Raw genomic sequence first — 25,045 nt, forward strand, 5'->3', positions numbered from 1 at the left:
GTCATGAACGCCGCTTTGTTTATTCCCGAACTCGGCCAGTTGGCGATGATCCTCGCGCTGTGCTTTGCCATCGTGCAAGCCGTGGTGCCGTTGCTCGGCGCCTGGCGCGGTGACCGCCTGTGGATGAGCCTGGCGCAGCCGGCCGCCTGGGGCCAGTTTGCGTTCCTGCTGTTTGCGTTTGGTTGCCTGACCTACGCGTTTATGACTGACGACTTTTCCGTCAGCTATGTCGCGAATAACTCCAACACCGCCTTGCCCTGGTACTACAAGTTCAGCGCCGTGTGGGGCGCCCACGAAGGGTCGTTGCTGCTGTGGGCGCTGATCCTCGGCGGCTGGACCTTCGCCGTGTCGGTGTTCTCGCGCCAGTTGCCGCAAGTCATGCTGGCCCGGGTGCTGGCGGTGATGGGCATGATCAGCATCGGCTTCCTGATGTTCCTGATCATGACGTCCAACCCATTCAGCCGCATCCTGCCGCAGATTCCTACGAACGGGCACGACCTCAACCCGCTGCTGCAAGACATCGGCCTGATCGTGCACCCGCCGATGCTCTACATGGGTTACGTCGGTTTCTCCGTGGCCTTCGCCTTCGCCATCGCCGCCTTGCTCGGCGGGCGCCTGGATGCGGCGTGGGCGCGCTGGTCGCGGCCGTGGACCATCGTCGCCTGGGCCTTCCTCGGCATCGGCATCACCCTCGGTTCGTGGTGGGCCTATTACGAACTCGGCTGGGGCGGCTGGTGGTTCTGGGACCCGGTGGAAAACGCCTCCTTCATGCCTTGGCTGGTGGGCACCGCGTTGATTCACTCGCTGGCCGTTACCGAAAAACGCGGCGTGTTCAAGAGCTGGACCGTGTTGCTGGCCATCGCGGCATTTTCCCTTAGCCTGCTCGGCACGTTCCTCGTGCGTTCGGGCGTGCTGACGTCGGTGCATGCGTTCGCTTCCGACCCGGCGCGGGGCATCTTCATCCTGATCTTCCTGCTGTTTGTGGTCGGTGGCTCCCTGACCCTGTTCGCCCTGCGCGCGCCGGTGGTCAAGAGCCAGGTCGGCTTCAACCTGTGGTCGCGGGAAACCCTGCTGCTGGGCAACAACCTGGTGCTGGTGGTGGCCGCGTCGATGATCCTGCTCGGCACCCTGTACCCGTTGGTGCTGGATGCGCTGAGCGGCGCCAAGCTGTCCGTTGGCCCGCCGTATTTCAACGCGTTGTTTATCCCGTTGATGGGCTTGTTGATGGTGGTGATGGCGGTCGGCGTGCTGGTGCGCTGGAAAGACACCCCGGTGAAATGGCTGGCGGGCATGCTCGCCCCGGTCTTGCTCGGCAGCGTGGCCCTGGCGGTGATCGCCGGCTTTGCCTACGGCGACTTCAACTGGGCGGTGCTCGCCACCTTCCTGCTCGCCGCCTGGGTGTTGCTGGCCGGCGTGCGTGACATCTTCGACAAGACCCGCCACAAAGGTCTGCTCAAGGGTTTGCCAAGCCTGACCCGCAGCTACTGGGGCATGCAGATCGCCCACATCGGCATCGCCGTGTGCGCCCTCGGCGTGGTGCTGTCCAGCCAGAACAGCGCCGAGCGCGACCTGCGCCTGGCGCCGGGCGAGTCCATGGACCTGGCCGGTTACCACTTCATCTTTGAAGGCGCCAAGCACTTCGAAGGGCCGAACTTCACGTCAGACAAAGGCACCGTGCGCGTAGTCCGTAACGGCAAGGAAGTGGCCGTGCTGCACCCGGAAAAACGCCTGTACACCGTGCAGAGTTCGATGATGACCGAAGCCGGCATCGACGCCGGTTTCACCCGTGACCTCTACGTGGCCCTCGGCGAACCGCTGGGCGACGGCGCCTGGGCAGTGCGCGTGCATGTGAAGCCGTTTGTGCGCTGGATCTGGTTCGGCGGCCTGCTCACCGGCTTCGGTGGTTTGCTGGCGGCGCTGGATCGGCGTTATCGGGTCAAGGTCAAGAGCCGGGTGCGTGAAGCCCTCGGTCTGCAGGGAGCGGCGGTATGAAACGTTGGTTGATGGCGATCCCCCTGATCGTGTTTTTGCTGGGTGCGGTGGTCTTGTATCGCGGCCTCTACCTGGACCCGTCCGAGCTGCCTTCGGCGATGATCGGCAAGCCGTTCCCGGCGTTCAGCCTGCCAACGGTGCAGGGCGACAAGACCCTGACCCAGGTCGACCTGCTGGGCAAGCCGGCGCTGGTCAACGTATGGGGCACCTGGTGCATCTCCTGCCGCGTCGAACACCCGGTGCTCAACAAGCTGGCCGAGAAGGGCGTGGTGATCTACGGCATCAACTACAAGGACGACAACGCCGCCGCCTTGAAGTGGCTGGCGGAGTTCCACAATCCGTATCAGCTGGATATCCGCGATGAGGACGGCAACCTCGGCCTCAACCTCGGCGTGTACGGCGCTCCGGAAACCTTCTTTATCGATGCCAAGGGCGTGATCCGCGACAAGTACGTCGGCGTGATCGACGAAGTGGTGTGGCGTGAGCAACTGGCCGCCAAGTACCAGGCGCTGGTCGATGAGGCCAAGCCATGAAGCGTCTGTTAGCCGCCGCGGTATTGGCGTTGGGCCTGGCCGGTGTGGCTCACGCCGCCATCGACACCTACGAATTTGCCAACGACGCCGAGCGCGAGCGCTTCCGCGACTTGACCAAGGAACTGCGCTGCCCCAAGTGCCAGAACCAGGACATCGCTGACTCCAACGCGCCCATCGCCACCGACCTGCGCCGCGAGATCTTCCGCATGCTGGGGGAGGGCAAGGACAACCAGCAGATCATCGACTTCATGGTCGACCGCTACGGTGACTTCGTGCGCTACAAACCGGCGCTCACCGGCAAGACCGCGCTGCTCTGGTTCGGCCCCGCCGGGCTGTTGCTGAGCGGTGTGGTGGTGATGGCCGTGATCATCCGCCTCCGCCGCGCCGCGCCGACTGACGGCTCCGACGCGCTGTCCCCCGAAGAGCGTAAACGCCTCGACCAATTGCTGGACACCAAGACTGATGATTGATTTCTGGCTCGCAGCCGGCTTGCTGCTTCTGATTGCCCTGAGTTTCCTGTTGATCCCTGTGCTGCGCGGCCGCCGTGCCCAGCGTGAAGAGGATCGCACCGCGCTGAACGTGGCGCTGTATCAAGAGCGCGTCGCCGAGTTGCAAGTGCAGCAGGACGAAGGCGTGCTCAACGCCGCCCAACTCGACACCGGCCGCGCCGAAGCCGCGCGCGAACTGCTCGCCGACACCGAAGGCGTGGAAAAACCCCGCGAGTCGCGCCTGGGCAAACCGCTGCCGTTGCTCGCCGCCTTCCTGGTGCCGGTGTTGGGCGTGAGCCTGTACCTGCATTTCGGTGCCAGCGACAAGGTTGAACTGACCCGCGAATTCTCCCAGCCGCCGGTGTCCATGGAAGACATGACCCAGCGCCTGGAACGCGCCGCCATCGCCCAACCGGACTCGCCGGAAGGCCTGTACTTCCTCGGTCGCGCCTACATGGCCCAGGACCGCGCGGCCGATGCGGCCAAGGTCTTCGAGCGCGCAGCGGCCCTCGCCGGGCGCCAGCCGGAACTGCTTGGCCAGTGGGCCCAGGCGCAGTACTTTGCCGACAACAAACAGTGGTCGCCCAAGGTCCAGGCCTTGACCGACGAAGCGCTGAAGCTGGACCCCAAGGAAGTCACCAGCCTCGGCCTGCTGGGCATCGCCGCCTTTGAAGGCCAGCGCTACCAGGAAGCGATCGACTACTGGAGCCGCCTGCTGGCGCAACTGCCGGCCGAAGATGGCTCCCGCGCCGCCCTGCAAGGCGGTATCGACCGCGCCGCCGACAAGCTCAAGGAAAGTGGTGGTAGCGTCGCGCAAAAAGCCTTGCTCAAAGTCCGCGTGGACCTGGCGGCGGACGTGAAGGCCAAAGCCCTGCCAAGCGACAGCGTGTTCATCTTCGCCCGCGCCGTGTCCGGCCCGCCGGCACCGTTGGCGGCCAAGCGCGTCACCGTCGCCGAACTGCCGATCACCGTCGAACTGGGCGATGCCGACGCGATGATGCCGCAGTTGAAACTGTCGAACTTCCCCGAAGTCCAACTGGTTGCGCGCATATCCCGGGCCGGTCTTCCGACCGCTGGCGAGTGGATCGGCCGCAGCCAACCCTTGGCCAGCACCACCACTGCGCTGCAGCAGCTGACCATCGACAGTCCGGACAAGTAATTTCGAGGAAACGCCCATGACCGCATTCGCACGTATCACCCTGCTCAGCCTGGTATTGGGCTTGAGTGCTTGTGCGGTCCACCGGCCACCGCCCGCGCCGACCGGCCCGACCATCCCGCCGTCGGGCCCGGCGACGCAGCCGAGCACCAAGCCCAGCACCCCGGTGACCGCGCCGCCGAAAAAACCGGTGCCGACCTCTTCACCGACCTTCGCCCCACCACCGGGTGCGGCGAGCCACTGGGATGGCACCATGAAGGTCTACGTGCTGGATGACCAGCCCGACACCTTCTACCGCCAGCGTACGTATTACCGCTGGAGCAACGGCTGGAGCCGCTCCATCAGCCCGAACGGGCCGTGGGAAGAAACCAACGTGCAGGGCGTGCCGCCGGGGCTCAGCAAAAAGTACGCGCAATAACCAAAGGCGACCTCCGGGTCGCCTTTTTCATGCCTTTGAAACACCTTCTTCAATTCAACGAAGATCAACTGTGGGAGCCGGGCTTGCCCGCGATGGCGGTGTGTCAGGCGCGGAATTCATTGCAGGTATACCGCTATCGCAGGGAAGCCAGCTCCCACAGGGGATCGGGGCTGTTGCTATCATCGCGAATCCCACAGAACCGCGAGATGGACCTCATGCACCTACACGTCGTACGCCACGGCGAAACCTGGGCCAACGCCGAGCAACGCTACCTCGGTGCGCTCGACCCGGAACTGACCGAACGCGGTCGGGAACAAGCCTTTTCCCTCAGCCAAAATTTACCCGCCGGCATCGACGCGCTGATCGTCTCCCCACGCTTGCGCGCCCAGCAAACCGCGCAGATTCTTAACCAGGCGTTGAACCTTGAACTCGTGACAATGGACAGCTTTCGCGAACGCTATGTGGGCGTGTTCGAGGGCCTGACCCAGGCGGAGGCAAAAGCGCAGTACCCGCAGCTCTGGGCACAGGACATCACGCGCCAATGGGCCGTCGGTCCAACAGGCGGTGAGTCGATCGCCGAGGTTGTTGCCCGTGTACACCAAGGCTTGGCCGAGCTGGCGGCACGTTATCCTTCGGGCACGGTGTTGTTGGTGGCCCATGGTTTCGTGGCCAAGGTGATCCGTGGATTGGCGCTTGGGGACTTTGCGGACTTTTATGACTGGCAACTGGAGAACGGCGACAGGCTGCTGCTGGAAAATTTCCATCCCATGGCACTGCCCACCAGTGCGCTGCTGTAAAGTGGCCGCCGCCGGCGGGCTGACCGGCAACAGGTAAAGAGGGTGTGTGGATGGCAGGCAGGTTGATCTATCTCATCGGACCATCGGGTTCGGGCAAGGACAGCCTGTTGGACGCCGCGCGACCGCACCTGGCCGAGCGCGGCTGCCGCATTGTGCGCCGCGTCATCACCCGTTCGGCGGAGGCGGTGGGCGAGGCCGCGCAAGGGGTGAGCCCGGCGCAGTTTGCCGCGATGGACGCCGAGGGCGCGTTTGCCCTGAGCTGGCAGGCGAATGGCTTGTGTTATGGCATCCCGCGGGAAATCGACGACTGGCTGGCGGCCGGGGACGACGTGCTGGTCAATGGCTCCCGCGCGCACCTGGCGCAGACGCGCGCGCGATATCCGAGCTTGTTGGTGTTGTTGCTGACGGTGGATCAGGCGGTGTTGCGCCAGCGCTTGATTGCCCGTGGACGTGAGTCGTTGGCGGACATTGAGGCGCGCCTGGCGCGTAATGCGCAGTTCACCGCAGAGCTGATCGCCGACAATGCGTCGGGGTTGTTTGTGCTGGATAACTCCGGGCCGTTGGCGCATACGGTCGAGCGCTTGTTGTGTTGCCTGGACAACGCCATTTGATTTGAGCACCCCATCCCCCTGTGGGAGCGGGCTTGCCCGCGAATGCGGTCTATCAGTGACAGATGTGTGGGCTGATCCACCGCTTTCGCGGGCAAGCCCGCTCCCACACTTTGATTTTCATCGATCTTCCATCTGTATTCCAAAGCGCGTCACCAGTGCCTTGCGGCCCTTGGGCGTCAGCCCCAGCGCGCGGCTATCCAGATCCTGAGTCAGCCATTCCTTGCGAAGCGCACTGTGCAGCAGCGCCGCACCCAGCGCGCCGGCCAGGTGGGGGCGGCGCATGCTCCAGTCCAGGCAACCACAGGCAAAGCGCCGGCGTTGGGCGTGCAGTGCAGGGAGATCAATCCCGAGTTCAAGCATGGCTTTTTCGCCGGGTGGGCTGAGCTGGTAAGTCCCTTCGCCGATCAGCCAGCCGGCTGCGATGAAGTGGTCATGCAACTGCACCGCCAGCGTCCCGGCCATGTGGTCGTAACACGTACGCGCGAACTGCAAGCGGCTTGGTGTGTTCGGCACAAACGCCTTGGCGCTCTGGCGGCTGATCACCATCAACCCTTCAATGGCCTGGGCAATATGCGACCCCGCGAGGCTGTAGTAACGGTGGCGGCCCTGAGTGTGCAACGTGATCAGCCCATCGTCCTTGAGCCTGGCCAGATGGGCGCTGGCGGTGGACGCACGGACCTCGGCAATCGCCGCCATTTCGGTGCTGGTGCGCGCGTGGCCGTCCATCAGCGCGCAGAGCATTTTCGTACGTGCGGGTTCGGCAATCGCACCGGCAATTTGTGAGAGGGCGGCGTCTTCGTCGTGGCCGTTCATATTTCGTTCCTGAGCGAATCGTTGCCGTGCGGGAGGGCGGATAGTAACGGTTCTTCATGAGAACAGGATGTGCTGAATGACACCGTTGCAAGCTGCGACCCATGCTGATCCCTATGGCTATTACGCCGGTTTGCGGCGCAATGCGGGCTTGCTGTTCGACGTCGGTCTAGGGCTGTGGGTCGCCAGCCGCGCGCAGACGGTCGAGGCGGTGTTGGTCCATCCCGACTGCGGCGTACGGCCATTGCATGAACCGGTGCCGGCCGCGATTGCGCAACGCGCCGCGGGCCAGGTGTTTGCGCAACTGATGCGCATGAACGAAGGCGTTGCCCATCGCTGCCCACGGGCCGCCGTCCAGCCGGCGCTGGCGGGTGTGAGTGCACGGCAGGTTGCCGGCGCCGTGCAGCACCTCTGCGGTGATGCTACTCAGTTGGACGACTGGATGTTACGCCTGCCGGTGTCGGTGATAGCCCATTTGCTCGGCTTTCCCGGTGATCAGTTGGGTGTGGTCGCCGAGCTGACGCGGAATTTTGTCGCCTGCCTCTCACCGTTGAGTGACGAAGCGCAACTGCGCAACGCCGATCTCGGGGCTTCGCAGTTGCGGCAGATGTTCAGCGATGTGTTCGAAGAAACCGCGCTGCTGGCGGCCATTCGCAGCGGTGAGTGGTTGGGCGCAGACGTGCTGAATGCCAACCTGATCGGCCTGTTGTCGCAGACCTGCGAAGCAAGCGCCGGCCTGATCGGCAATACACTAGTGGTGCTCGCTCGGCGGCCCGACCTGCTGGAGCAGGTGCAACGCACGCCGGCACTGGCGATGGCGCTGGTGGAAGAAGTGGCACGCTACGACGCACCGGTGCAAAACACCCGGCGATTTGTGGCGCGGCGCTGCACGATTGGCGGTCAAGTCCTGGAAGTGGGCGATACGATTCTGGTGCTTCTGGCGTCGGCCAACCGGGACGGCGATGCCAACCCGGACCCCGACAGCTTCCTGCTTGAGCGCCCGCAGCGGCGAATATTCAGCTTTGGCGTGGGCCGGCATCATTGCCCCGGCCAGCAGCTCGCGCTGACGCTTGCTTCACAGGTGATTCTGGCGTTGTTGCAGCGCCAGCCGGTCTTGCCCATCCCGTTCAGCTATTGGCCGTCGCTGAACGGCCGCATCCCCCAGTTTCACCACGCAGCACCTGGCCCGCACGTTGTGAACGGGTAGTTTTTCAACATCCAGTAAAACAGCCGCCAGTCAGTCTTGCCTATTTTGTGCTTGAGTAAATATAACTCTAGGGTTACTTTTATTCAGGCTAGGCCAGGGAGGCTGCGGTGCAAAGCAGGTTATTGATCAAGGAACTGCAAGAGGCAGGTTGGGTGTTGGATCGGGTCACGGGCAGCCATCATATTTTTACCCATCGCTATAACCCGTACACGATCCCGGTGCCTCACCCCAAGAAGGACCTGCCGTTGGGCACCGTGAGAAGCATCAGCAAACGCGCTGGCTTGTTTGAGTTTTAAGGAGAGCATTCATGCAATACCCAATCTGTATCGAATGGGGCGATGACTTCACCGCCACCGGTATTCAGATCCCCGATATTCCGGGCGCCGTCACCGCCGGGGACAGTTTTGAAGAGGCGTATAACGCCGCCGTGGAAGTGGCCCATATCATGCTGCAAGAGATCGCCGCCGAGGGCGGGCCGATTCCGATGCCCACCTCGGTGGCCAATCATCACGCTCACGAAGACTATGCCGGCATGGGCTGGGGCATGTTGGAGCTGGATATCTCGCCCTATCTGGGCAAGACCGAGAAGGTCAATGTGACCTTGCCCGGTTATGTCATCCAGCGTATCGACCGCTATGTGCGCGAGCACAAGGTCAAAAGCCGCTCGTCATTCCTGGCGGATGCGGCCTTGGAGAAGTTGGTGCGTTCGTGACAAATGCGCTCGGCGGGTGCCAGGTTGGGTCCGGTCAGGTGTGGCGCGCAATGTTGAGTGGATATGTCCCGCTCGATGGGGAAATGGAGAAGTTCAATAACGTCGATTTCTAAGACTTTGTTTTTTCTGTTTTAGAACAATTGGATGTGTCGCTGAAGTTAGTGTTGTTGAATATATATTGCAACTGATTGAATGCTTGTGATGCTGCATGTCTCAAAAGTTTTAAGTGTTTCGACTGTAACTGAAAACAGCTTGGTGTGGCGCTTTTTAGTGTGCAAGTTTATCTCGGTAACGGTTGGCCAGCCTGGCATGGTACCGGGCTGGCCAGTGCGTTATTTCTTGTTTCTAAAACATAAGGGCGCAGCACAATGAATGTTTCTAATCCAATCGCAATGAACACTTTCTGTGGTTTACCTAAATCCGATGCTGGTTCATATGGCGTAGGCTTCAATCACAAGCAGTCCTTCACGACAGACCAGGCGGCCAAGCAGATCACACGTGAAAACTTGCGTTTCCATGACCGTAACAGCGACCAGTCAATCGATCTGAACTACAAGGTTGACGAGAGTTTCAGTACCCGGCAGAAGCAACGCGTTCGCCAGGCGGTCCAGGCCTGGCAGGATGTGGCAAATATCAATTTCCGGGAAGGTCCGGGCAACACGGACGGTGCCGTCCACATCTATAACAACCCGCGGGGCGATCGTGGCGTCGCCACCTCCCCCCATCGTTCCGTTACCCGTACCACGGCGACGGTTGGCACCGCCGGCGAGAGCGGTTCGCCTGCGCTGAGCAGCCACTTCATGCTGACCGCCGTTCATGAAATAGGTCACGCCATTGGCCTGCAACACCCAGGTAACTACAACGGCGAGGGTGCCAATTACACCAACGGTGCGGTGTACGCTCAGGACACACAAGCACGCACCGTGATGAGTTACTGGTCGGAGCGAAACCAGCCGGGTCACGACTTCAATTCGCTGAAACCGTCCGCGCCCATGATGGATGACATTGCGGCGGTCCAGCGCCTGTACGGGGCCAATCACAAAACCCGTGCCACAGACACCACCTACGGCTTCAATTCCAATACCGAGCGTGAGGCCATGAGCCTGAAAAGCGCGAGGGACAAGCCCATTTTCTGCGTGTGGGATGGGGGCGGGATCGACACCCTGGATTTTTCCGGGTTTTCCCAAGCCCAGAAGATCGACCTGAATGCAGAGTCGTTTTCTGATGTTGCGGGGTTGAAGGGCAATGTGTCGATCGCCCGGGGATGCCTGGTTGAAAACGCTGTCGGCGGTTCCGGCCCGGATAAAATTGTCGGCAATCAGGTCGCCAATCGCCTCAAGGGAGGCGCCGACGCCGACTCACTGAGAGGAGGAGACGGTGCGGATACGTTTGTCTACGACAAGGCCAGTGATTCCACGCCGCAGCGGCCTGATACGCTCGAGGACTTCACTAGCGGCAGCGATAAGATCGACGTGTCGGGAGCGATGAAAGAAGCGGGGGTGCGAGCCCTTGTGTTCACGGATCGGTTCAGCGGACGAGCGGGTGAGGCGGTACTCAAGCACGACGCCAGTTCCGGCCGCTCAAGCCTGGCGATTGACCTGAAGGGCAGCGGCAGCGCGGATCTGTTGATCAACAGCAAACGCGAGATCCGGGCTGGCGATGTAGTGTGGGTAGGCAGCCCCCCAGAGGTTGGTCCTGCACCGGCACCAGCTCCCATACCGGCACCAATGCCTGCACCTACACCTGCGCCCCCCCAGCCACTGGATTCAATCGTGGAAAATCAGGCTCACATGGCCCAGATGCTTGCCAAGGTAGTGTCTGCATTCATTTTGCAGTTGCTAGGTTTTTTTTCGCGACTTTCAGGCCAAGTGTCCACGGGTAAGCAGCGTGTGTGAGACAGGCTGTAATCCAGCTGCACCACTGATCAGGCTGCGACCACCGCAACCTGGCGGGAAACACTCAAGAACCGCAACAACGCCACCAGCGGGAACGCGCTGCCCACCAGCATCACGCCCAGCCAGCCGCCGTGTTCGTACACGCTGCTGGCAATCGCCGAGCCGAAGGCGCCCCCGATGAAGATGCTGGTCATGTACAGCGCGTTCAGGCGGCTGCGGCTGTTGGCGTCGAGGGCGTAGATCGCGCGCTGGCCGAGGACCATGTTCATCTGCACGCAGAAATCCAGCACCACGCCGGTGACGGCCAGGCCGATCACGCTGTACAGCGGGTGGACGAAGGCCGGCAGAAAGCTCAACGCGGCAAACAGCATGGCCAGCAACGAAGCGCGGTGGGTGTGGCCCGCATCCGCCAGGCGGCCGGCGATGGGCGCGGCGATGGCGCCGAGGGCACCGACCAGGGCAAACAGGGCGATCTCGCTTTGGCTCAGGCCGTGATTGCGCGCCAGTTCCAGCGGCGCGGCGGTCCAGAACAGGCTGAACGTGGCGAACATGCCACCCTGGTAGAACGCCCGTTGGCGCAGCACTGGTTGCTTGCGCAGCAGGGTGCCGAGGGAACGCAGCAACTGGCCGTAGGTGGCGCTGTGGTCCGGCTGGCGCTTGGGGATGGTGATCAGCAGGACCACGCTGATAAACGCCATCAACCCGGCTGCAGCCATGAACATCGCGCGCCAGCCGAAGTGGTCGGCCACGACGCTGGACACTGGTCGCGCCAGCAGGATGCCGAGCAACAGGCCGCCCATGATGCTGCCGACTACCCGGCCACGGGACTCGGCCGGCGCCAGGTGCGCGGCCAGCGGGATGAGGATCTGCACCGACACCGAGCTGAAGCCGATCAGCAACGACACCAGCAGGAACAGGTTCGGCTGCTGGATAAACGCCGCACCGAGCAGGCTGGCGATGGCGAGCACTGTGGTGCTGATCATCAGCTTGCGGTTTTCCAGCAAGTCGCCCAGGGGCACCAGGAAAAACAGGCCAAGGGCGTAGCCGATTTGTGTCAGCGACACGATCAGGCTGGCCATGGCCGGTGTGAGGCCGATGTCCGGAGCGATCAGCTCGATGACCGGCTGCGCGTAGTAGATGTTGGCAACGATGGCGCCGCAGCAGAACGCAAACAGCATCACCATCCCGCGGGTCATGGTGCTTGAGGTGTGTGGGGTAGCGTTCATGGTGGTCTCATAAAAGCGAAGGAAGATGGCGTGCGAGAGTAAAGACAAGGCCCGTTGGGCAGAAGGCTGCTGGCGGTGATAACACTCATGCCGCAAATTAATGACTGAATCGTTAACTTTCGCCTCGAACGGCGATGATACATTCAGACACAACTGCCGAAACAGGAAATCCCATGAAGATCACGCTGAACAAGATGCTCCTGGCTTCAACCCTCGCCGCCGCCATGGCCATGGGCCTGGCCCACGCCGCCGAAGCGCCGCGCGTGGGCGTGCGCGGTGCCATTACCGCCATCGACGGTGACGCCATGCACGTCAAGGTCAACAGCGGCGAAGACGTCACCGTGCTGTTGACCCCGGCCACCCAGGTGCGCGCCGTCACCTTGGCCAAGATCGATGAGATCAAGCCGGGCAGCTACATCGGTTCCGCTGCCATGCCCAATGCCGACGGCAGCCTGACCGCGCTGGAAGTGCACGTGTTCCCACCGGCGATGGCCGGCACCGGAGACGGGCACCGAGCGTTTGATTTGAAGGAAGGCAGCAGCATGACCAACGGCACGGTGGGTGACCTGGTGGTGAGCAACGGGCGCACGCTGACGGTGAAGTACAAGGGCGGTGAGCAGAAGATCGTGGTGCCGGAGGATGTGCCGATCGTCAACCTGGAACCGGGGGATCGCAGCCTGTTGAAGGCGGGGGTGAAGGTGGTGTTGTTTGCGGCGAAGGGCGCGGATGGGACGATTACGGCGCAGGCCATCTCCGCCGGCAAGGATGGCGTGACACCACCGATGTGAAGGTTTTTTCGTATAGGCCGATTCCGACGCTCTTATAGGTCTCGTCTGGCAAGACCGCATGACACATCCGCTCTAGATTCGTCGCCTGCATCTTTGCAGGCTGAATCAGGATGGGAACGTCATCATGCGGACGATCAAGGTAGTGGTGCTGTGGGCGTTTGTGCCGGGAGTCACGGCTGTCGCCGAGCAAAAGCTTACGAATATCAGTAACGAGTCCTACGTCGAACGGATGGCCGCCGCCAGCGCAGCCGCTTGGCCAAGGTTGGCGACCATGGAGCGCTTGAAGCGACAGACCGGATTTTATGCGCAGGCGCAAATTCTGGTTTACGACGGTACGGCCGCCTGGTTGATCGATGCAAATGGCTACAAAGCGATTGCCGTGGAACCGGTGCAAGCGCTTGGCTTGTCATCGGACTACAAGACCTTTCAACAACTGTCGTGGGACGGTCGCCCGACGGTCTACATGGGGCTAGGCCGTGAGTTGCCTGAGCAAGAGGTGCAACACCTGCTTGGCCATCCTGCTGCCGTGCCTGAGTTGTTTGCATTGGCAACCCATGAAGCCTTTCATTTTTTTGCGCAGAAGGGGTGGCAACTGGCTTCGGGCTCGCGCGCCGGGCGCTATCCAGTACAGGCGTTGCCCCGGCAGTACCGGCAGCAGCTGATCCGCGCCTTATATGCCTCACTGCAAGGCGATGCCGACGCGCTGGGTAAGGCGCGCTACTGGCATGACCGTTGGCAGGCCGAGTTTCCCCAGGAGGCGCAGGACATCCACTTTTACGACATTGTCGAAGGCACCGCCGAATACATTGAGGGGCTCGCCCGGCGGCTGGCGAGTGGTGTCCCGGACACGCCTGAAGCGTGGGCGCAAAGTGTGCGGACGCGCTTCCCGGATGCTGCGGTGTTGTCGTTGGACGGCGAAAGCTACGCATTGGGGGCCTTGGCCATTTACCTGTTGGAAGGCACGGATGCGTCGGGGTGGCAGGCAATCGTCGAGGGGCAGGCGCCAGCGCAACGCTTGTTGGCGTCCGTGGCGCCAAGGGGCGATGTTCCGGACACGAGGCTCAATCAACGAATCGCGGAGGATGTGAGTGAGCGTAACCGGCATCTGGCACCGGTCATCGACCCTGTCGTCAGCCAGTTGCAGGATGCCGCTACCCTACGTCTGTTGGTGCCGATGGCGTCTGTTGCGGGGTCCATCGGCCTGAGTGGCAGCTACCAGGTGGAACAGGTGCCCGAAGAGTTTTTCGTGGGTTTAATGGCGCGGTTTTCGCTGCCGGGAGGCCATGTCACATTCGACGGCGCGACAGTTGCGCTGGCGGTCAGCAAGTCCTGCGGCGAGGAGGGCGGGTTTGTGGTGGTGCCATTCGCTGCTGGGGAGTTTGCGGACCGGCAGGCTAGGCGTCTGCAAGTGAAAAGGCAGGGGATGGAGATCGACGTGCCTTTCCCCGAAAAAGGCGATGGCAATGTCTGGTGTGTCCGTGCGTAAAAGTAAAAGCCCCTGGATTCAGGGGCTTTTAGCTGACTCAGGCTTTATTGGCCGCTGTAGATCTGGTCAAACACCCCACCATCATTGAAGTGGGTTTTCTGCACGGTGCGCCAGTCACCAAAGGTCTTCTCCACCGACAGGAAGTCGACTTTCGGGAAGCGGTCGGTGTACTTGGCCAGCACTTTCGGGTCACGTGGACGCAGGTAATTGTTGGCCGCGATTTCCTGGCCTTCTGCCGACCACAGGTACTTCAAGTAGTCTTCGGCTGCCGCGCGTGTGCCTTTCTTCTCGACCACTTTGTCGACCACCGACACCGGTGGCTCGGCTTCGGCGGAGACGCTTGGGTAGATCACTTCGAACTGGTCACGACCAAATTCACGGGCGATCATTTCCGCTTCGTTCTCGAACGTCACCAGCACGTCGCCGATCTGGTTGGTCATGAACGTGGTGGTGGCGGCACGGCCGCCGGTATCGAGTACCGGTGCTTGTTTGAACAGCTTGCCGACAAAGGCCTTGGCCTTGTTTTCGTCGCCGCCGTTCTTCAGCACATAACCCCAGGCCGACAGGTAGGTGTAGCGGCCGTTACCCGAGGTTTTCGGGTTGGGCACGATCACCTGCACGCCATCTTTCAACAGATCTGGCCAGTCTTTCAGGGCTTTCGGGTTGCCTTTGCGCACGATGAATACGGTGGCGGAGGTGAACGGCGCGCTGTTGTTCGGCAGGCGGGTGACCCAGTTGTCCGGCACCAGTTTGCCGTTGTCCACCAGGGCGTTGATGTCGGTGGCCATGTTCATGGTGATCACGTCAGCGGGCAGGCCGTCGATCACCGAACGCGCTTGTTTGCTCGAACCGCCGAAGGACATTTGCAAGGTCAGCTTGTCATTCGGGTGCTCGGCGTCCCAGTGCTTCTGGAACGCAGCGTTGTAGTCCTTGTAGAAATCGCGCATCACGTCGTAGGAGACGTTAAGCAGTGTCACGGGGGCAGCCTGGACGGCGCCCGCCAGGGCAAGACCGGCGGCCAGTAGGGAGGCGCTTACGAGTTTTTTCACTGCTCATTCCTTGTTGTTCGAGAAGATGACGGCAATTTGCCAGCGACTATAGCCGGGCCTGCATAGACGTTTAAAGATTAAAACGCACTTTGCTTATTCCACTTTACGAAAAAGATTACTCCCACAGCGTGCGCAGAATGCCGCGTTGGGCTCATGGCTGCTTTTCTTGCACACCGGGCAGTCGTGTTGCAGCTGCTCACCGCGCATGGCACTGGCCAGTTCGGCGGTGAAAATCCCGGTGGGCACGGCAATGATCGAATAACCGGTGATCATCACCAGCGAAGAAATCACCTGGCCCAAGGGCGTCTTCGGCACGATATCGCCAAAGCCCACGGTGGTCAGGGTCACGATGGCCCAGTAGATGCCCTTGGGAATGCTGGTAAAGCCGTGTTCCGGGCCTTCGATCACGTACATCAGGGTGCCGAACACCGTCACCAGGGTGCACACGCTGACCAGGAACACCACGATCTTCTGCTTGCTGCCGCGCAGCGCCGCCATCAGGTAGTTGGCCTGCTTGAGGTAGGGGCTGAGCTTGAGCACACGGAAGATGCGCAGCATGCGGATGATGCGGATGATCAACAGGTACTGCGCGTCGCTGTAATACAGGGCGAGGATGCCCGGCACGATGGCCAGCAAGTCCACCAGCCCGTAAAAGCTGAAGGCATAGCGCAACGGCTTGGGCGAGCAATACAGCCGCAGCCCGTACTCGATGGCGAAGATGATGGTGAAGCCCCACTCGATGTAGGCCAGCACGTCGGCGTAGTTCTGGTGCACCTCGTCGATGCTGTCGAGCATCACGATCACCAGGGTGGCGAGGATGATCAGCAGCAAGATGCCGTCAAAGCGCCGCCCGGCATTGGTGTCGGTCTGGAAAATCATGACGTAGAGCCGTTGGCGCCAGTCGTTGTTGCTGTCCATAAAGCCCGCCTGAATCAGATGTCGAGCAAGCCTAGGGGGATTCGAAGGGGCTGTCCATGCGGGGTTTCTGAAGCGTGCGAACACCGGCGCGCACCAGCCAGCAGGCGAGGATGAACGGTGCCGTAAGCGCGGGCAGGTGCAGGGCGGCGAAGGCTGGCATCAAGAGGATCGACAGGCCTATGCCCAGCAGTGGTAGCCAGGGTTGGCGGCGCACTTGGCTCAGGGCCAGTGCGGCCAGCGCCGGGTTGTAACTGTGTAGGCCAAGGAGGGCACCGGTGGCGTCGTCCAGCAGCAGCGCGACCAGCACGCCGAGACTGGCACCGAGCAAGGCCCACAGTGCGGCGCGCCGGTTGGCCAGCCACAGGCCAAGGGCAATCAGTACGCCCGCCGCCGGTTGGTCCAGTAGCATGATTTGTGCGAGCCCGGTAAAGGGCGCGGCAACGACGGCGAGGGTATCCGGTTCGACCAGGGCAAGGGCGCCTGGCGGCACGGTACCCAGCAGCAACCAACCCAGGCCCACGAAGGGCGCTGTGTAGGGCGGCAAGGCTGTCTGTTTCAGCCATTGACGCGTGAGCATCGCCGCCAGGCCGCCGCACGCCAGGATCAGCGGCGGCAACAAGGCCGACCAGGCGAAGTGCTGGCTGATCAACAAGCCCAGCAGCACGCCGTTATAGCTATAGAGCCCGGCCTGACGCTCGGCCTTGGGATAACCCCGGCGCTGGGCCGTGAGCAAACCCGCGACGCCACCGAGCAACGCGCCGCCGAACAAGGCCGGGGCGCCGATCAGGATGGCCAGCAGGCACAGCAGGCCGCACAGTGGCTGGCGCTGCAGGAATATCTGGCTGAAGCCGTTGAGCAGGGCTTCGGCCCAGTCGGGGCAAGTTGGGTTATGCATAGGGGTAAGTCAGTTAGACCGAGTTGCCCTTATCGCAGGCAAGCCAGCTCCCACACTTGAATTGCGAATACGTTCAAAATGTGGGAGCGGGCTTGCCCGCGATGAGGTCCGAACAGACGCTAAATCAACGTCTCGATACGCAGCGAATTGGTCGACCCCGGCTGCCCAAACGGCACGCCCGCGGTAATCACCAAGGTATCGCCGCGCTGCGCCATGCCTTGGGCCTGGGCAATCTCCAGCGCCGTCGAGCACACCTCGTCCACCTGGCGCAGCCGGTCATTGACCACCGAGTGCACCCCCCACGCCACGCTCAAGCGCCGCGCCGTGGACAGGTTCGGCGTGAGGTTGAGGATCGGCGCCACCGGCCGTTCCCGCGCCGCGCGCAGGCTGGAGCTGCCGGACTCGCTGTAGTTGACCAGCACCGCCACCGGCAGGATGTTGCTGATCCGGCGGATCGCGCAGCTGATGGCATCCGACACCGTGGCATCCGCCTTCGGCCGGCTCACATCCAGTTGCGCCTGGTAATCCGGGCCGCTCTCCACCTGGCGGATGATCTTGCTCATCATCTGCACGGCTTCCAGCGGGTACTCGCCCGACGCGGTCTCCGCCGACAACATCACCGCATCCGCGCCTTCGGCCACCGCGTTGGCCACATCGGTCACCTCGGCACGGGTCGGCGCCGGGGAGAAGCGCATGGATTCGAGCATCTGCGTGGCCACCACCACCGGCTTGCCCAGCTGGCGACAGACGCTGATGATGTCTTTCTGGATCTGCGGCACGCTCTCGGCCGGCACTTCCACGCCCAGATCCCCTCTGGCCACCATGATCGCGTCGCTCAGTTCGGCGATTTCCTGCAGGCGCTGCACGGCCGACGGTTTCTCGATCTTGGCCATCAAGAACGCTTTGTCGCCGATCAGCTCGCGGGCTTCGCGGATGTCTTCCGGGCGCTGTACGAACGACAGCGCCACCCAATCCACGCCGAGTTCCAGGCCGAAGCTCAAGTCGCGCCGATCCTTGGCGGTCAATGGGCTGAGTTCCAGCAAGGCTTGTGGGACGTTCACGCCTTTGCGGTCAGACAACTCGCCGCCATTCAGCACCGTGGTGTCGATGGCCTCGGCGTGTTTGGTGATGACCCGCAGGCGCAGCTTGCCGTCGTCCAGCAACAGGTCCATGCCGGGCTCCAGCGCCGCGATGATTTCCGGGTGTGGCAGGTTGACCCGGCACTGGTCGCCCGGGGTCGGGTCCAGGTCCAGGCGCAGCGCCTGGCCGCGCACCAGTTGCACCTTGCCCTCGGCAAAACGGCCGACGCGCAGCTTCGGCCCTTGCAGGTCCATGAGGATGCCCAGCGGGTAGTTCAGCTGGCGCTCCACTTGGCGAATCCACTGGTAGCGCTGGGCGTGGTCGGCATGGTCGCCGTGGCTGAAGTTGAGGCGAAAGATATTCACCCCGGCTTCCACCAGCTCGCGGATGTCGTCGATGCCGTCGGTGGCGGGGCCCAGGGTGGCGAGGATTTTGACCTTCTTGTCAGGCGTCATGTTTGGCAGTCTCAAGAATCAGGATGGCGCGGAAGTCGTTGACGTTGGTGCGCGTCGGTTCGGTGACGATCAACCCGTCGAGCGCGGCGAAGTAGCCGTAGCCATTGTTGTTGTCCAACTCGTCGCTGGCCGACAGGCCCAGGGCTTCGGCGCGCGCATAGCTGCATGGGGTCATGATCGCGCCGGCGTTGTCTTCGGAACCGTCGATGCCGTCGGTGTCGCCGGCCAGGGCGTACACGCCGGGCAGGCCCTTGAGGCTGTCGGTGAGGCTCAGGAGGAATTCCGCGTTGCGCCCGCCACGGCCATTGCCGCGCACGGTGACGGTGGTTTCACCGCCGGAGAGGATCACGCACGGCGCCGCCAGCGGTTGGCCGTGTTGCACGATCTGCCGGGCGATCCCGGCGTGCACCTTGGCCACGTCCCGCGCTTCACCTTCGAGGTCGCCGAGGATCAGCGGGCTGAACCCGGCCTGGCGGACTTTGACTGCCACCGCTTCGAGGGATTGCTGCGGGCGGGCGATCAGTTGGAAGTGGCTGCGCGCCAGCGCCGGGTCGCCGGGCTTGACGGTTTCCGACGCGGGGTTCTGTAGCCAGCTGCGCACGGCGGCGGGGGCGTCGATGTGGTAGCGATTGAGGATCGCCAGGGCCTGGGCCGAGGTGCTCGGGTCGCCGACGGTGGGGCCGGAGGCGATCACCGTGGCCTGGTCGCCCGGCACATCGGAAATCGCGTAGGTGTACACCGTCGCGGGCCAAGCGGCTTTCGCCAGGCGGCCGCCCTTGATCGCCGAGAGGTGCTTGCGCACGCAATTCATCTCGCCAATGGTGGCGCCGGATTTGAGCAGGGCTTTGTTGACGGCTTGCTTGTCGGCCAGGGTGATGCCTTCGGCTGGCAGCGCCAGCAGGGCCGAGCCGCCGCCCGACAGCAGGAAGATCACGCGATCGTCTTCGCTCAAGTTGCTGATCAGGGCCAGCACGCGCTTGGCCACGGCCAGGCCGGCGGCATCGGGTACGGGGTGGGCGGCTTCGACCACTTCGATTTTCTTGCAGGGCGCGCCGTGGCCGTAGCGGGTGACCACCAGGCCGGAGACTTCACCTTGCCAGCAGTTTTCGACAACGAGGGCCATGGCGGCGGCGGCCTTGCCGGCGCCGATCACGATCACCCGGCCGCTGCGGTCGGCGGGCAGGTAGGGTTCGAGGACTTGCCGGGGGTGGGCGGCGTCGATGGCTGTGGCAAACAGCTCGCGAAGCAGGTGTTGCGGATCGACCGACATAAGCGGGCTCCCGGGGGATTCTTGTTATTAGGGGTGCAGCAATTGGAATGCGATCAAATGTGGGAGCGGGCTTGCCTGCGATAGCGGTGTATCAGGCAATGAATGTCTAGCTGCAAGAGCGCTATCGCAGGCAAGCCAGCTCCCACACTGGCCTGCATTTCAAATTAAGGTTTACTTATCGCGAATCGAGAAGTTGGCCATGTGTTCCAGGCCCTTGATCAGCGCCGAGTGGTCCCAGTTGCCGCCACCGATGGCGGTGCAGGTACTGAACACTTGCTGGGTGCCAGCAGTGTTCGGCAGGTTGATCCCCAGCTCCTTGGCACCGGCCAGCGCCAGGTTCAGGTCCTTCTGGTGCAGGTTGATGCGGAAGCCCGGATCAAAGGTGCCTTTGATCATGCGCTCGCCATGCACTTCCAAGATCTTCGACGAGGCAAAACCACCCATCAGCGCTTCACGCACCTTGGCCGGGTCGGCGCCGTTCTTGGAGGCGAACAGCAGCGCTTCGGCCACGGCCTGGATGTTCAGCGCGACGATGATCTGGTTGGCCACTTTGGCAGTCTGGCCGTCGCCATTGCCGCCGACCAGGGTGATGTTCTTGCCCATGGCCTGGAACAGCGGCAGGGCGCGTTCGAAGGTCTGTGGCTTGCCACCGATCATGATGCTCAGGGTGCCGGCCTTGGCGCCGACTTCACCGCCGGATACCGGGGCGTCGAGGTACTGCGCGCCAGTCGCGTTGATCTTCGCGGCGAAGGCTTTGGTGGCGGTGGGAGAGATCGAACTCATGTCGATCACCACTTTGTTCGGTGACAGGCCAGCGGCCACGCCGTCGGCGCGGAACAACACGTCCTCGACCTGCGGGGTGTCGGGCACCATGACGATGATGAACTCGGCTTCCTGGGCCACCTGCTGCGGGCTGGCCAGGGCGATGGCGCCGGCGTCGACCAGGGCTTGCGGGGCCTTGCCGTGATGTTCGGAGAGGAACAGTTGGTGACCTGCTTTTTGCAGGTTGGCGGCCATGGGTTGGCCCATGATGCCGGTGCCGATGAATCCTATTTTAGCCATGACGAAAATCCTCTTTTTATTGGATGGGCAGGCCTGTCTCAGCCTGCCGAACACAGACGATCCAATGTGGGAGCTGGCTTGCCTGCGATGGCATCCACCGGTTTTGCCTGAAACACTGCGGTGTCTGCATCGCAGGCAAGCCAGCTCCCACATTAATGGGGGGTGCGGTTAGATCGCGTTGTGGGTCTTGAGCCAGCCCAAACCGGCTTCGGTGGTGGTCAATGGCTTGTATTCACAACCCACACAACCCTTGTATCCAATGCGGTCCAGATGCTCGAACAGGAACCGGTAGTTGATCTCGCCCGTCCCCGGCTCATTGCGCCCGGGGTTGTCCGCCAGCTGGATGTGGTTGATCTCATCCAGGTGCGCGGCCATGGTGCGGGCCAGGTCGCCTTCCATGATTTGCATGTGGTAGATGTCGTATTGCAGGAACAGGTTGGCGCTGCCCACCTGCTCGCGGATCGACAGGGCCTGCGCCGTGTTGTTCAGGTAGAAACCCGGGATGTCGCGGGTGTTGATCATCTCCATCACCAGCTTGATACCCACCGCTTGCAGCTTGTCGGCGGCGTACTTGAGGTTGGCGACGAAGGTTTTTTCCACCGTTGCATCGTCAACGCCCTGCGGCCGGATACCCGCCAGGCAGTTGACCTGGGTGTTGCCCAGCACCTGGGCGTAGGCGATGGCCAGGTTGACCCCGGCGCGGAATTCCTCGACCCGGTCCGGGTGGCACGCCAGGCCGCGTTCGCCCTTGGCCCAGTCACCGGCCGGCAGGTTGAACAGCACTTGGGTCAGGCCGTTGGCGTCGAGCTGTGCCTTGATTTCAGCCGAGCTGAATTCATACGGGAACAGATACTCCACACCTTCGAAGCCCGCATCGGCGGCCGCTTTGAAGCGAGCAAGAAAGTCTTGCTCGGTGAACAGCATGGACAGGTTGGCGGCAAAGCGCGGCATAGGGTTCTCCTTAATCGAGCAGGGAAATGGCGGTCGGCGCATCGTTGCCGACCAGGGCCAGATCTTCGAATTCGTTGACGGCGTTGATCTCGGTGCCCATGGAAATATTGGTCACGCGCTCCAGAATAATCTCAACGATCACCGGCACCTTGAATTCTTCGATCATTTCCTGCGCCTTGCGCAGCGCTGGCTGGATCTGGCCCGGTTCGAATACGCGCAGGGCCTTGCAACCCAGGCCTTCGGCGACAGCCACGTGGTCGACGCCATACCCGTTGAGTTCCGGGGCGTTGAGGTTGTCGAAAGACAGCTGCACGCAGTAGTCCATTTCAAACCCGCGCTGGGCCTGACGGATCAAGCCGAGGTAGGAGTTGTTCACCACCACGTGGATGTACGGCAGCTTGAACTGCGCGCCCACGGCCAATTCTTCGATCATGAACTGGAAGTCATAGTCGCCCGACAGCGCGACGACCTTGCGGCTCGGGTCGGCCTTGACCACGCCCAGCGCCGCCGGAATGGTCCAACCCAAGGGACCTGCCTGGCCGCAGTTGATCCAGTGGCGCGGCTTATAGACGTGCAGGAATTGTGCGCCGGCTATCTGCGACAAGCCGATGGTGCTGACGTAGCAGGTGTCTTTGCCAAACACCTGGTTCATCTCTTCGTACACCCGTTGCGGCTTGACCGGCACGTTGTCGAAGTGCGTCTTGCGGTGCAGGGTGGCTTTGCGCTGTTGGCAGTCATGCAACCAGGCGCTGCGGTCCTTGAGCTTGCCGGCGGCTTTCCACTCGCGGGCCACTTCAATGAACAGGGTCAGGGCCGAGCCGGCGTCGGACACGATGCCCAGGTCCGGGGTGAACACGCGGCCAATCTGCGTCGGCTCGATGTCGACGTGAATGAATTTGCGCCCTTCGGTGTACACCTCCACCGAACCGGTGTGGCGGTTAGCCCAGCGGTTACCGATGCCCAGCACCACGTCCGACTTGAGCATCGTCGCGTTGCCATAACGGTGGGAGGTTTGCAGGCCGACCATGCCGACCATCAGCGGGTGATCGTCGGGGATCGTGCCCCAGCCCATCAGGGTCGGGATCACCGGGATGCCGGTCAGCTCGGCGAATTCCACCAGCAGGTCGCTGGCGTCGGCGTTGATCACGCCACCACCGCTGACCAGCAGCGGGCGTTCAGCCTGGTCGAGCAGGGCCAGGGCTTTTTCCACCTGGATGCGCGTGGCCAGTGGCTTGGCCAAAGGCAGCGGCTGGTAGGCGTCGATGTCGAACTCGATCTCGGCCATCTGCACGTCGAACGGCAGGTCGATCAGCACCGGGCCTGGGCGGCCGGAGCGCATTTCGTAGAAAGCTTTCTGGAATGCGTAAGGCACCTGGCCAGGTTCCAGCACGGTGGTTGCCCACTTGGTCACCGGCTTGACGATGCTGGTGATGTCCACGGCCTGGAAGTCTTCCTTGTGCATCCGGGCGCGGGGGGCTTGGCCGGTGATGCACAGGATCGGGATCGAGTCCGCCGAGGCGCTGTACAGGCCGGTGACCATGTCGGTGCCCGCCGGGCCCGAGGTGCCGATGCACACGCCGATATTGCCGGCCTTGGTGCGGGTGTAGCCCTCGGCCATGTGGGAGGCGCCTTCAACGTGGCGAGCAAGGACGTGATCGATGCCACCCACCTTCTGCAAGGCCGAGTACAGCGGGTTGATCGCAGCGCCTGGGATACCGAAGGCGGTGTCGACGCCCTCACGGCGCATTACCAGAACGGCGGCTTCGATTGCTCTCATTTTGCTCATGATTTTGGTGCCTCTTGCGTTTTGTAATTGTATACAAGTGGTGTCTGGTCAAAGTGTATTCACGGCGAGCTGCGCAGGTCAATCCATTTTATCGGCGGGCCTTTGCGTTCGTCGGAAGGCATTTTTACGACGTATGGAAGGTTTGTTCGAAAATATTGTATACAAAAACAAATGTCATTGTGTTCTATTTGTTTGATCGAGCATCTGATCCTTCAGACCTCCACCGCTTTTCCCATAACAAGATAAGGACGGCACCATGAGCGCTTTAACCTTGAAAATTGCCACCCAACTGGCCAGCCAGGCCCTCACCGCAGGGCGCACCATTTCCGCGGCGCCGCTGACCATCGCGGTGCTCGACAGCGGTGGGCACCTGATCACCCTGCAACGGGAAGACGGCGCCAGCCTGCTGCGCCCGCAGATCGCCATCGGCAAGGCCTGGGGCGCGATTGCCCTGGGCAAGGGCTCGCGCCTGCTGGCACTGGACGCGCAGCAGCGGCCGGCGTTTATCGCCGCGTTGAACAGCCTGGGGCAGGGCAGCGTGGTGCCGGCGCCGGGTGGGGTGTTGATCCGGGATCAGGAGGGCCGGGTGTTGGGGGCGATCGGGATCAGCGGGGATACGTCGGATATTGATGAACAGTGCGCGATAACGGCGATTGAAGGGGTGGGGTTGTTGGCGGATGCGGGGGTGTCGGCTTGATTTGATGTGACTGGAAGGGCCTCATCGCAGGCAAGCCAGCTCCCACATTGGCCGGTGTGAACACCACCAATCCCTGTGGGAGCGGGCTTGCCCGCGATGCAGGCGACTCGGTCTCAAGTCAAACCCAAATGGCATCCCACAGCGGATAGTCGCCATATCGTTTTACCAATCCAGCTCTTAGGGGATTGGCCACGATATATCGGGCGATCCCTTCAAGGCTTTCTTCACGGCGCACCGCATGGTCGTGAAAACCCGGCTGCCAGAGCCGACCCTGGCGTCTGGCTACCGCATTCACGACGCGAGTGCTCTTGGACTTCACCTGGCGCATGAGGTCGGCCAGTGAGCCTTTCTCCAGCGAGACCAGCCAGTGGAAGTGATCCGGCATGACGACCCACGCCAAGGAGGTCGCCAGGCCCTGGTTTTGGGCAATCCTGAATTGTTGGACCACCAGGCGGCCGAGCGTGAAGTCCTGGAAAACGGGTTCGCGATCAAGCGTATTGGTGGTCAGCAGGTAAATGCGGCTGGGTTCATCATGCCGGCCGAAGCGTAGGCGTTTTGACGCGGGGAGATCAGGCATTCCTTGGCCTCTCTTCAGTGTGGGTTCTGAGAGGCTAGATCCGGGTGGTTGATACTGATCGGCAGGCTTTTGGCAGGATGTGTCTGGGAGGGCGCTATCGCGGGCAAGCCCGCTCCCACAGGGGATTTGCGGTGTTCTTACATTTTGTGTGCGACGCGGGAACCTGTGGGAGCTGGCTTGCCTGCG

25 protein-coding genes are annotated in these 25,045 nt (G+C 62.3%); 14 read left to right on the forward strand and 11 right to left on the reverse strand.

Annotated features, from left to right (window positions below; all coding sequences use genetic code 11):
• Positions 1-3: 3 nt before the first annotated feature.
• The 7 genes from PSH87_RS08910 (at position 4) to phnN (ending at position 5,995) form a co-directional block, all read left to right on the forward strand.
• Positions 4-1,992, forward strand: a complete 1,989-nt coding sequence (locus PSH87_RS08910) for a heme lyase CcmF/NrfE family subunit (protein ID WP_305433148.1) — start codon at positions 4-6, stop codon at positions 1,990-1,992.
• Positions 1,989-2,525 carry a DsbE family thiol:disulfide interchange protein gene (locus PSH87_RS08915; RefSeq protein ID WP_305433150.1) on the forward strand — a complete coding sequence of 179 codons (537 nt, stop codon included), beginning with the start codon at positions 1,989-1,991 and terminating at the stop codon, positions 2,523-2,525. The genes PSH87_RS08910 and PSH87_RS08915 overlap by 4 nt, the downstream gene beginning before the upstream one ends.
• A complete protein-coding gene (locus PSH87_RS08920) occupies positions 2,522-2,995 on the forward strand; it encodes a cytochrome c-type biogenesis protein (RefSeq protein WP_305433152.1) in 474 nt (157 codons plus the stop codon). The genes PSH87_RS08915 and PSH87_RS08920 overlap by 4 nt, the downstream gene beginning before the upstream one ends.
• Positions 2,988-4,172, forward strand: a complete 1,185-nt coding sequence (gene ccmI / locus PSH87_RS08925; protein WP_305433154.1) for a c-type cytochrome biogenesis protein CcmI — start codon at positions 2,988-2,990, stop codon at positions 4,170-4,172. The genes PSH87_RS08920 and ccmI overlap by 8 nt, the downstream gene beginning before the upstream one ends.
• A 16-nt stretch (positions 4,173-4,188) precedes the next feature.
• Positions 4,189-4,587: a hypothetical protein gene (locus PSH87_RS08930; RefSeq protein ID WP_017734368.1), complete on the forward strand. Its 399-nt coding sequence runs from the start codon at positions 4,189-4,191 to the stop codon at positions 4,585-4,587.
• A 215-nt stretch (positions 4,588-4,802) separates the two neighbouring features.
• Positions 4,803-5,384, forward strand: coding sequence for a histidine phosphatase family protein (locus PSH87_RS08935; protein WP_305433156.1), 582 nt, complete (start codon positions 4,803-4,805; stop codon positions 5,382-5,384).
• Positions 5,385-5,434: 50 nt separating this feature from the next.
• Entirely contained in the window at positions 5,435-5,995 is a 561-nt protein-coding gene (phnN, locus tag PSH87_RS08940; RefSeq protein WP_305433158.1) for a phosphonate metabolism protein/1,5-bisphosphokinase (PRPP-forming) PhnN, read from the forward strand.
• 117 nt (positions 5,996-6,112) lie between these two features.
• Here phnN and PSH87_RS08945 read toward each other — a convergent pair whose 3' ends face one another.
• Positions 6,113-6,808: a helix-turn-helix transcriptional regulator gene (locus PSH87_RS08945; RefSeq protein ID WP_305433160.1), complete on the reverse strand. Its 696-nt coding sequence runs from the start codon at positions 6,806-6,808 to the stop codon at positions 6,113-6,115.
• Between the two features lie 76 nt (positions 6,809-6,884).
• Between PSH87_RS08945 and PSH87_RS08950 the strand changes: the two genes are divergently transcribed.
• From PSH87_RS08950 to PSH87_RS08965, 4 genes are all read left to right on the forward strand, one after another.
• The gene (locus PSH87_RS08950) at positions 6,885-8,012 is read left to right on the forward strand and encodes a cytochrome P450 (RefSeq protein ID WP_305433162.1); all 1,128 of its coding nucleotides are present in this window, start codon (positions 6,885-6,887) and stop codon (positions 8,010-8,012) included.
• A gap of 107 nt (positions 8,013-8,119) precedes the next feature.
• Entirely contained in the window at positions 8,120-8,308 is a 189-nt protein-coding gene (locus tag PSH87_RS08955) for a type II toxin-antitoxin system HicA family toxin (RefSeq protein WP_305433164.1), read from the forward strand.
• 11 nt (positions 8,309-8,319) lie between these two features.
• The gene (locus tag PSH87_RS08960; protein WP_016978509.1) at positions 8,320-8,724 is read left to right on the forward strand and encodes a type II toxin-antitoxin system HicB family antitoxin; all 405 of its coding nucleotides are present in this window, start codon (positions 8,320-8,322) and stop codon (positions 8,722-8,724) included.
• Between the two features lie 368 nt (positions 8,725-9,092).
• Positions 9,093-10,619, forward strand: coding sequence for a M57 family metalloprotease (locus tag PSH87_RS08965; protein ID WP_305433166.1), 1,527 nt, complete (start codon positions 9,093-9,095; stop codon positions 10,617-10,619).
• A gap of 29 nt (positions 10,620-10,648) precedes the next feature.
• Here the strand turns inward: PSH87_RS08965 and PSH87_RS08970 are convergent, their stop codons facing one another.
• Positions 10,649-11,845, reverse strand: a complete 1,197-nt coding sequence (locus PSH87_RS08970) for an MFS transporter (protein ID WP_305433168.1) — start codon at positions 11,843-11,845, stop codon at positions 10,649-10,651.
• 173 nt (positions 11,846-12,018) lie between these two features.
• On the opposite strand from PSH87_RS08970, the gene PSH87_RS08975 reads away from it, so the two are divergent.
• Both PSH87_RS08975 and PSH87_RS08980 read left to right on the forward strand, forming a co-directional pair.
• Complete coding sequence (locus PSH87_RS08975; RefSeq protein ID WP_305433170.1) at positions 12,019-12,633, forward strand: DUF5666 domain-containing protein; 615 nt, start codon at positions 12,019-12,021, stop codon at positions 12,631-12,633.
• Between the two features lie 124 nt (positions 12,634-12,757).
• Entirely contained in the window at positions 12,758-14,119 is a 1,362-nt protein-coding gene (locus PSH87_RS08980) for a hypothetical protein (RefSeq protein ID WP_305433172.1), read from the forward strand.
• A 44-nt stretch (positions 14,120-14,163) separates the two neighbouring features.
• Here PSH87_RS08980 and PSH87_RS08985 read toward each other — a convergent pair whose 3' ends face one another.
• The 8 genes from PSH87_RS08985 to gcl all read right to left on the reverse strand — a co-directional run bounded on the left by PSH87_RS08985 (position 14,164) and on the right by gcl (position 23,585).
• Positions 14,164-15,168: a sulfate ABC transporter substrate-binding protein gene (locus PSH87_RS08985; protein WP_124525340.1), complete on the reverse strand. Its 1,005-nt coding sequence runs from the start codon at positions 15,166-15,168 to the stop codon at positions 14,164-14,166.
• Between the two features lie 93 nt (positions 15,169-15,261).
• Positions 15,262-16,086 (reverse strand): ion transporter, encoded by an 825-nt coding sequence (locus PSH87_RS08990; RefSeq protein WP_305433175.1) that lies wholly within the window; start codon positions 16,084-16,086, stop codon positions 15,262-15,264.
• 31 nt (positions 16,087-16,117) lie between these two features.
• Entirely contained in the window at positions 16,118-16,981 is an 864-nt protein-coding gene (locus PSH87_RS08995; RefSeq protein ID WP_305433177.1) for an urea transporter, read from the reverse strand.
• 119 nt (positions 16,982-17,100) lie between these two features.
• Positions 17,101-18,516 carry a pyruvate kinase gene (gene pyk / locus PSH87_RS09000; protein ID WP_017734355.1) on the reverse strand — a complete coding sequence of 472 codons (1,416 nt, stop codon included), beginning with the start codon at positions 18,514-18,516 and terminating at the stop codon, positions 17,101-17,103.
• Complete coding sequence (locus tag PSH87_RS09005; RefSeq protein WP_305433179.1) at positions 18,506-19,786, reverse strand: glycerate kinase; 1,281 nt, start codon at positions 19,784-19,786, stop codon at positions 18,506-18,508. The genes pyk and PSH87_RS09005 overlap by 11 nt, the downstream gene beginning before the upstream one ends.
• A gap of 171 nt (positions 19,787-19,957) precedes the next feature.
• Complete coding sequence (locus PSH87_RS09010; RefSeq protein ID WP_017734353.1) at positions 19,958-20,848, reverse strand: 2-hydroxy-3-oxopropionate reductase; 891 nt, start codon at positions 20,846-20,848, stop codon at positions 19,958-19,960.
• 168 nt (positions 20,849-21,016) lie between these two features.
• The gene (hyi, locus tag PSH87_RS09015) at positions 21,017-21,799 is read right to left on the reverse strand and encodes a hydroxypyruvate isomerase (protein WP_305433182.1); all 783 of its coding nucleotides are present in this window, start codon (positions 21,797-21,799) and stop codon (positions 21,017-21,019) included.
• 10 nt (positions 21,800-21,809) lie between these two features.
• Complete coding sequence (gcl, locus tag PSH87_RS09020; RefSeq protein WP_207041458.1) at positions 21,810-23,585, reverse strand: glyoxylate carboligase; 1,776 nt, start codon at positions 23,583-23,585, stop codon at positions 21,810-21,812.
• 256 nt (positions 23,586-23,841) lie between these two features.
• On the opposite strand from gcl, the gene PSH87_RS09025 reads away from it, so the two are divergent.
• The gene (locus tag PSH87_RS09025; protein ID WP_017734350.1) at positions 23,842-24,282 is read left to right on the forward strand and encodes a heme-binding protein; all 441 of its coding nucleotides are present in this window, start codon (positions 23,842-23,844) and stop codon (positions 24,280-24,282) included.
• Positions 24,283-24,400: 118 nt separating this feature from the next.
• Here the strand turns inward: PSH87_RS09025 and PSH87_RS09030 are convergent, their stop codons facing one another.
• Entirely contained in the window at positions 24,401-24,859 is a 459-nt protein-coding gene (locus tag PSH87_RS09030; protein WP_017734349.1) for a transposase, read from the reverse strand.
• Between the last annotated feature and the right edge of the window lie 186 nt (positions 24,860-25,045).

The sequence above is a fragment of the Pseudomonas sp. FP453 genome, from assembly GCF_030687495.1.
GTDB lineage: Bacteria > Pseudomonadota > Gammaproteobacteria > Pseudomonadales > Pseudomonadaceae > Aquipseudomonas.

Coding starts and splice junctions, on each gene's coding strand:
- pyk (WP_017734355.1), bottom strand. CDS start 18,516: ATGACGCCTGACAAGAAGGTCAAAATCCTCGCCACCCTGGGCCCCGCC.
- PSH87_RS08945 (WP_305433160.1), bottom strand. CDS start 6,808: ATGAACGGCCACGACGAAGACGCCGCCCTCTCACAAATTGCCGGTGCG.
- PSH87_RS08995 (WP_305433177.1), bottom strand. CDS start 16,981: ATGCATAACCCAACTTGCCCCGACTGGGCCGAAGCCCTGCTCAACGGC.
- PSH87_RS08970 (WP_305433168.1), bottom strand. CDS start 11,845: ATGAACGCTACCCCACACACCTCAAGCACCATGACCCGCGGGATGGTG.
- PSH87_RS09010 (WP_017734353.1), bottom strand. CDS start 20,848: ATGGCTAAAATAGGATTCATCGGCACCGGCATCATGGGCCAACCCATG.
- PSH87_RS08960 (WP_016978509.1), top strand. CDS start 8,320: ATGCAATACCCAATCTGTATCGAATGGGGCGATGACTTCACCGCCACC.
- PSH87_RS09005 (WP_305433179.1), bottom strand. CDS start 19,786: ATGTCGGTCGATCCGCAACACCTGCTTCGCGAGCTGTTTGCCACAGCC.
- PSH87_RS08915 (WP_305433150.1), top strand. CDS start 1,989: ATGAAACGTTGGTTGATGGCGATCCCCCTGATCGTGTTTTTGCTGGGT.
- PSH87_RS08975 (WP_305433170.1), top strand. CDS start 12,019: ATGAAGATCACGCTGAACAAGATGCTCCTGGCTTCAACCCTCGCCGCC.
- hyi (WP_305433182.1), bottom strand. CDS start 21,799: ATGCCGCGCTTTGCCGCCAACCTGTCCATGCTGTTCACCGAGCAAGAC.
- gcl (WP_207041458.1), bottom strand. CDS start 23,585: ATGAGCAAAATGAGAGCAATCGAAGCCGCCGTTCTGGTAATGCGCCGT.
- PSH87_RS08990 (WP_305433175.1), bottom strand. CDS start 16,086: ATGGACAGCAACAACGACTGGCGCCAACGGCTCTACGTCATGATTTTC.
- PSH87_RS09030 (WP_017734349.1), bottom strand. CDS start 24,859: ATGCCTGATCTCCCCGCGTCAAAACGCCTACGCTTCGGCCGGCATGAT.
- PSH87_RS08965 (WP_305433166.1), top strand. CDS start 9,093: ATGAATGTTTCTAATCCAATCGCAATGAACACTTTCTGTGGTTTACCT.
- PSH87_RS08910 (WP_305433148.1), top strand. CDS start 4: ATGAACGCCGCTTTGTTTATTCCCGAACTCGGCCAGTTGGCGATGATC.
- PSH87_RS08950 (WP_305433162.1), top strand. CDS start 6,885: ATGACACCGTTGCAAGCTGCGACCCATGCTGATCCCTATGGCTATTAC.
- PSH87_RS08930 (WP_017734368.1), top strand. CDS start 4,189: ATGACCGCATTCGCACGTATCACCCTGCTCAGCCTGGTATTGGGCTTG.
- PSH87_RS08980 (WP_305433172.1), top strand. CDS start 12,758: ATGCGGACGATCAAGGTAGTGGTGCTGTGGGCGTTTGTGCCGGGAGTC.
- PSH87_RS08920 (WP_305433152.1), top strand. CDS start 2,522: ATGAAGCGTCTGTTAGCCGCCGCGGTATTGGCGTTGGGCCTGGCCGGT.
- PSH87_RS08935 (WP_305433156.1), top strand. CDS start 4,803: ATGCACCTACACGTCGTACGCCACGGCGAAACCTGGGCCAACGCCGAG.
- PSH87_RS09025 (WP_017734350.1), top strand. CDS start 23,842: ATGAGCGCTTTAACCTTGAAAATTGCCACCCAACTGGCCAGCCAGGCC.
- ccmI (WP_305433154.1), top strand. CDS start 2,988: ATGATTGATTTCTGGCTCGCAGCCGGCTTGCTGCTTCTGATTGCCCTG.
- phnN (WP_305433158.1), top strand. CDS start 5,435: ATGGCAGGCAGGTTGATCTATCTCATCGGACCATCGGGTTCGGGCAAG.